This is a genomic window from Micromonospora sp. NPDC002411 (assembly GCF_053592955.1).
In genome coordinates, this window is the sequence record NZ_JBSFBM010000041.1 from 21550 (window position 1) to 28096 (window position 6547).

General features: G+C 70.8%; 5 protein-coding genes. 2 read left to right on the top strand and 3 right to left on the bottom strand.

The window, feature by feature from the left end:
- Positions 1 to 11: 11 nt before the first annotated feature.
- Positions 12 to 1505: an MFS transporter gene (locus tag ACWCO3_RS08040; RefSeq protein ID WP_450009086.1), complete on the top strand. Its 1494-nt coding sequence runs from the start codon at positions 12 to 14 to the stop codon at positions 1503 to 1505.
- A gap of 29 nt (positions 1506 to 1534) precedes the next feature.
- Here ACWCO3_RS08040 and leuA read toward each other — a convergent pair whose 3' ends face one another.
- From leuA to ACWCO3_RS08055, 3 genes are all read right to left on the bottom strand, one after another.
- Positions 1535 to 3286, bottom strand: a complete 1752-nt coding sequence (leuA, locus tag ACWCO3_RS08045) for a 2-isopropylmalate synthase (RefSeq protein WP_145778535.1) — start codon at positions 3284 to 3286, stop codon at positions 1535 to 1537.
- A 285-nt stretch (positions 3287 to 3571) separates the two neighbouring features.
- Positions 3572 to 4123, bottom strand: coding sequence for a nitroreductase family protein (locus ACWCO3_RS08050; protein ID WP_145778536.1), 552 nt, complete (start codon positions 4121 to 4123; stop codon positions 3572 to 3574).
- 84 nt (positions 4124 to 4207) lie between these two features.
- Positions 4208 to 4996 (bottom strand): hypothetical protein, encoded by a 789-nt coding sequence (locus tag ACWCO3_RS08055; protein ID WP_358163301.1) that lies wholly within the window; start codon positions 4994 to 4996, stop codon positions 4208 to 4210.
- A gap of 258 nt (positions 4997 to 5254) precedes the next feature.
- Here ACWCO3_RS08055 and ACWCO3_RS08060 point away from each other — a divergent pair, with 258 nt between their 5' ends.
- Positions 5255 to 6520: an aspartate kinase gene (locus tag ACWCO3_RS08060; RefSeq protein WP_088987236.1), complete on the top strand. Its 1266-nt coding sequence runs from the start codon at positions 5255 to 5257 to the stop codon at positions 6518 to 6520.
- The last annotated feature ends 27 nt before the right edge of the window (positions 6521 to 6547 follow it).

The following is a 6547-nucleotide window of genomic DNA, read 5'->3' on the forward strand; positions in this document are numbered from 1 at the left end:
ACATTGGTGGGATGACCGAACCCGTACCGGCGCCTGCCCTCCGGATGGGCACCGCCGCCGGCCGGGGCACGCTGCTCGCCGCCGTACTCGCCTCCGGCATGGTCTTCCTCGACACGACGGTCGTCAACGTGGCGCTGCCGAAGCTCGGGCAGGACCTCGGCGCGAGCGTGTCCGATCTCCAGTGGACCATCAACGGCTACCTGCTGATGCTGGCGGCGTTCGTGCTGCTCGGCGGTGCCCTCGGGGACCGCTTCGGTCGACGACGCATCTTCCTGATCGGTGTCCTCTGGTTCACCGTCGCCTCCGTGCTCTGCGGGCTGGCCCAGGGCACCGGCTGGCTGATCGCGGCCCGCTTCCTCCAGGGCGCCGGCGGCGCGCTCCTTACGCCCGGATCGCTGTCGGTGCTCCAGGCGAGCTTCCACCCGGACGACCGGGGCCGGGCGATCGGCGCCTGGGCCGGACTGTCCGGGGTGTCCACCGCGCTCGGCCCGTTCATCGGGGGCTGGCTGATCGACGCGCTCTCCTGGCGTTGGATCTTCTTCCTCAACCTGCCGATCGCCGTCCTGGTGGTGCTGGCCACGACACGCTGGGTGCCGGAGAGCCGCGACGAGAGCGCCTCCCGCACCGCGGGGCCCGGACGGACCCGACGCCGGTTCGACGTCGCCGGAGCCCTGCTCGGAGCACTGGCGCTCGCCGGCGTCACGTACGCCCTGATCGACGTGCCGGCACGCGGCTACGACTCGGCGCCGGTGCTGATCGCGGCGCTAATCGGGGTGCTGTCGGCGGTGGTCTTCGTACTGCTCGAACGGCGGCGGGGGGACGCCGCGATGCTGCCCACCGGCCTGTTCTCCAGCCGGCTCTTCTCGGTGCTGAACATCTTCACCGTCGTCGTCTACGCGGCGCTCACCGGCTTCACCTTCTTCTTCGCCGTCTACCTGCAGAACGTGGTGGAGTGGTCGGCCTTCCGCACCGGCATCGCACTACTGCCGATGACCCTGCTGCTGTTGGTCGGGTCGGCCCGCTCGGGAGCGTTGTCGGCGCGGATCGGCCCCCGGCTGCAGTTGACCGTCGGGCCGGTGGTGGCCGCAGTCGGCCTGTTGCTGCTGCGCGGCGTCGGACCGGGCGCGTCGTACTGGACGGACGTGCTGCCCGGGGTGCTGCTCTTCGGGATCGGGCTGACCCTGGTCGTGGCACCGCTGACCGCGTCGGTGCTGGCCGCCGTGCAGGACCGCTTCTCCGGTGTGGCCAGCGGCTTCAACAACGCCGCGTCCAGGGCCGGTGGGTTGCTCGCGGTGGCGGCGCTGCCGCTGCTGGTCGGCCTGTCCGGCGGCGGGTACGAGCAGAAGGGCGAGCTGACCGACGCGTTCCGCGGCGCGATGGAGTGGTGCGCCGGCCTGCTCGTGGCCGGCGCGGTGCTGGCGCTCGTGCTGGTCCACAGGCCGCCCCGGGAAGCCCCGCCGTCGCAGCCCTGCCACTCGCTGCCCGCCGCGACACCCCCGAAGTAGGGATCCACCCCGGGGGTGTCGCGTGTAGGTCAGCGGCGTGCGCGGTTGACGGCGCTGGTGACCGCCTTGATCGAGGCGGTGACGATGTTGGCGTCGGTGCCGACACCCCAGACCGTTCGCCCGTCGACCTCGCACTCCACGTACGCGGCGGCCTGCGCGTCCCCGCCGGAGGAGAGCGCGTGCTCGTGGTAGTCGAGCACCCGCACACCCACCCCGACCGTGTGCAGCGCGTTGACGTACGCGTCGATCGGACCGTTGCCGACGGCGGCCAGTGAGCGCTGCTCGGCGCCCACGCCGACCTGGGCCTCGATCTCGACCTTGCCGTCGATCGTGCTGATCGTGTAGCCGGCCAACCGGATGGCCGGGTCGGGCTGGTGGTCGAGCAGGTAGTGCGTCGCGAAGATCTCCCACATGGCGGCCGGGTCGACCTCGCCACCGTCGTGGTCGGTGACCTGCTGCACCACCCCGGAGAACTCGATCTGGAGCCGCCGGGGGAGGTCCAGTTGGTGCTCGCTCTTCATGATGTACGCGACGCCGCCCTTGCCGGACTGCGAGTTGACTCGGATGACCGCCTCGTAGGTGCGGCCCAGGTCCTTCGGGTCGATCGGCAGGTACGGCACCGCCCAGGTGTGCTCGTCCACCGGTACGCCGGCAGCCTTCGCGTCGGCGGCCAGGGCGTCGAAGCCCTTCTTGATCGCGTCCTGGTGGGAGCCGGAGAAGGCGGTGTAGACCAGGTCGCCCGCGTACGGGTGGCGCTCGTGCACCGGGAGCTGGTTGCAGTATTCGACCGCCCGCCGGATCTCGTCGATGTTCGAGAAGTCGATCATCGGGTCGATGCCCTGGGAGAAGAGGTTGAGCCCCAGCGTCACCAGGTCCACGTTGCCGGTGCGCTCACCGTTGCCGAACAGGCAACCCTCGATGCGGTCCGCGCCGGCGAGCAGGCCCAGCTCGGCGGCGGCCACTCCGGTGCCCCGGTCGTTGTGCGGGTGCAGGCTCAGCACCACGCTGTCGCGGCGCGGCAGGTGCCGGTGCATCCACTCGATCGAGTCGGCGTACACGTTGGGGGTCGCCATCTCGACCGTCGCGGGCAGGTTGATGATCAGCGGGCGGTCGGGCGTCGGGTCGATCACGTCGATGACCCGGGAGCAGACCTCCAGCGCGTACTCCAGCTCGGTGCCCGTGTACGACTCCGGCGAGTACTCGTAGAAAATGTCGGTGTCCGGAGTGTGGATCTCCGCGTACTTCTGGCAGAGCCGCGCACCGGTCGTGGCGATGTCGGCGATGCCGTCCTTGTCCAGGCCGAAGACCACCCGACGCTGGAGGGTGGAGGTCGAGTTGTAGAAGTGCACGATGGCCCGCTTGGCACCGCGCAGCGACTCGAACGTCCGCTCGATCAGGTGCTCCCGGCACTGGGTGAGCACCTGGATGGTGACGTCCTCGGGGATCATGTCCTGTTCGATGAGCTGTCGGACGAAGTCGAAGTCGGTCTGACTGGCCGACGGGAAGCCGACCTCGATCTCCTTGTAGCCCATCTGGACCAGCAGTTGGAACATCCGGCGCTTGCGCTCCGGCGACATCGGGTCGATCAGGGCCTGGTTGCCGTCGCGGAGATCCACCGCGCACCACCGTGGGGCCGCGTCGACCTGGCGGGTGGGCCAGGTGCGGTCCGGCAGCTCGACCCGGAACTGCTCCTGGTAGGGCTGGTAGCGGTGGTACGGCATCCGGCTCGGGCGCTGCCGAGCGAACGGATCGGTCTCGGCGTCGGTGACAGGTTGAGCCATTTCAGAGTGCTCCCTGGAACATGTGGCGTCAGCAGATCGGAAGGTGTCGGCGAATGCCGGGCGACGATGCGCGGCGGTGCCGAGAGAAGGTTCGGATGTGCTGGACGGCGCGATGCAACTCCGCGACGAGGTGCCGGCCGGTCAGGCCTCGTCGCGGCGGCTAAGGAGGAGCAGCGCCTGCCACATGACCAGGTCACCCTACGTGATGGCAGGGGCGGTGGGAAGGTAGGTCCGGACTGTGGGACCAGCGTCATGGTCCGTGCCGGGCCGCCCGGACGCGGATGGTCAGCGGAGCAGCAGGTCGGCGAGGGGTCGGCGGTGCCGCAGGCTGGTTTCCTCGGCGACCAGGTCGGCCGGGAGGCTGAGCGGGTCGCCGAGACGCCCGACGGCGACCACCGCGTACGGCCGTACGTCGGCGGGAAGGTGCAGGTCAGCGGCGAGTCCGGCGCGATCGACGGTGAGGACCTGGCGTACGTGCAGCCCGAGCGCGGTGGCCTGCACGGTGAGGTGGGCGACGGCCTGGCCCAGGTCGTAGGCGATCCCGTCGGCCGGCGCGGCGTCGGGTGCCGTGTCGGCGTCGACGTGTGCGGCGAGCAGCAGGGCGGCGGCGCGGTGCGCCCACCGCTGCTCACGCTCGGGCAGGTTGACCAGGATCCGCTTCCAGGTCTCGTCGTCGCGGTGGCCGAGGGTGAACCTCCAGGGCTGGCGGTTGCCCAGCGACGGTGCCCATCGGGCCGCCTCGAGCAGGGAGGCCGCGTCCGCCGCGCTCAGCTCGTCGGTGGGGTGGAACGCCAGCGGGCTCCAACGGAAGGCGAGCAGCGGGGTCAGGTCAGCCATGCCGGTAATCGTCCTGTATGGGTGATTCGCCGATCAGGCAGGGTTAGCAGAATGTGGGCAAACGCACCCGTAACGGGATGAAGATCAGGGCGTTCCCGCGCTCGGGCTGTCCGAGGGGTCAGGGGTCGGCGGCGCGGCGGTGTCCAGCGGGTCCCGGTCGATCACCACCGGACCGGCCAACTGCACGGTGGCCGGCGCCGGGCCGGGTGGTGCGGCCAACCGCAGCGTCCCGACCCCGGTCCGGACGCCGGTCGGTGTGCCGTCCCGGTCGTAGCAGTAAATGCCCACGTCCAGCGGGGCGTTCAGCGACGCCGAGGTGGAGTCCACCGAGTAGCACGTGCCGGTCAGGCCCTCGGGCGCGTTGGCCGGGGCCACCGCCAACGGCGCGCGTCGGTCGGTGAGCACGTCCAGCCAGTCGGTGAGCGGATGCTGGACGCGGGGGTCCGACCGGCGCGGGATCGTGTCGTCCCGCTCACCGAGGCGTACGCAGCTCGACGGCTCCGGTCGACCGGCTGACGGCAGGGCGCACTGGAACAGCCCGTCGGCCGTCGCCGCCATCGAGACGTCGGCGGCGCCACCCAACGCGCCTCCCGGCACGTCGACCCGCCAACTGCCGTCGTTAGCGCTGGTGAACACGATGGTGCGGTCCGGCTGACCCGCCCGGCTGTACACGTACTGCGCCACCATGTGGCGGTCCTGCGCGGCTGCGGCCAGGGCAGCCAGCTCGTCCCGTGCGGCGTCCACAGCGACCGACCCGGGATCGGTCGGCGTCGGGGCGGGCGGCTGCGTGCTGGTGCAGGCGACCAGGAGCGCTGGCAGGACTAACACGAGCGGCCCGAGCACACGGCCGGCCGAGCGGATGAGGACGGGCACCGGCCCATTCTGGTGGCTGCGAGCGGTCCGCGGGTGCCGGCGCGTACCAGGCTCGTTCCGGCGTGTCGGACGCGCTCGTGGTCGCGTACCTCCCGCCCTGGTGGGAGCGGCCCGGCGGCACTCGTGCGGGCCGGATGGTGGGATCACCTGACCCGCCGTCGTTACCCGCCGGATACCCTCAAGGGGTTTGACACGCGCCGCCGGCCCCGGTTCCGGCGGCGTCGGCACGCTCAGGGTCACTGGGAGGGAGTGCACGTCGTGGCACTCGTGGTGCAGAAGTACGGCGGGTCGTCCGTCGCCAACGCCGAGCGGATCAAGCGGGTGGCCGAGCGCATCGTCGCAGCCCGCAAGGCCGGCGACGACGTGGTGGTGGTGGTCTCCGCAATGGGGGACACCACCGACGAACTGCTCGACCTGGCCAACCAGGTCAGCCCGCTGCCGCCGGGCCGCGAGCTGGACATGCTGCTCACCGCAGGCGAGCGGATCTCCATGGCGCTGCTCGCCATGGCGATCCACAACCTGGGGTACGAAGCTCGCTCGTTCACCGGCTCGCAGGCCGGCGTGATCACCACCTCGGTGCACGGCCGCGCGCGGATCATCGACGTCACCCCCGGGCGGCTCAAGGGCGCGCTCGACGAGGGGTCGGTGGTCATCGTGGCCGGCTTCCAGGGCGTCTCGCAGGACACCAAGGACGTCACCACCCTGGGCCGGGGCGGGTCGGACACCACCGCCGTGGCGCTCGCCGCCGCCCTGCACGCCGACGTCTGCGAGATCTACACCGACGTGGACGGCATCTTCACCGCCGACCCTCGGATCGTGCCCAACGCCCGGCACATCCAGCACATCACCTACGAGGAGACGCTGGAGCTGGCCGCCTGCGGAGCGAAGGTTCTGCACCTACGTAGCGTGGAATACGCCCGCCGGGCGGGGTTGCCGATCCACGTCCGTTCGTCATACTCGACCAACACCGGCACGATGGTCACCGGATCGATGGAGGACCTTTCCGTGGAGCAGGCACTGATCACCGGGGTCGCGCACGACCGCAGCGAAGCCAAGATCACGATCGTCGGGGTGCCCGACGAGCCGGGTGCCGCCGCGCGGATCTTCGACACCGTCGCCGGCGCCGAGATCAACATCGACATGATCGTGCAGAACGTCTCCACCGAGGGCACCGGTCGGACGGACATCTCGTTCACCCTGCCCAAGGCCGACGGCCCGACCGCGATGGCAGCGCTCAGCAAGATCCAAGAGCCGGTCAAGTTCAAGGGCCTGCTCTACGACGACCACGTCGGCAAGGTCTCGCTGATCGGTGCCGGCATGCGCTCGCACCCCGGTGTGGCCGCCGGCTTCTTCGCCGCGCTCGGCGCAGCCGGCGTCAACATCGAGATGATCTCCACCTCCGAGATCCGGGTCTCCGTGGTCTGCCGGGACACCGACCTCGACGCCGCCGTCCGCGCCATCCACGACGCGTTCGAGTTGGGCGGCGACACCGAAGCCGTGGTCTACGCGGGGACGGGTAGGTAGCGCCCGATGACGGCGCTGCCCACCCTC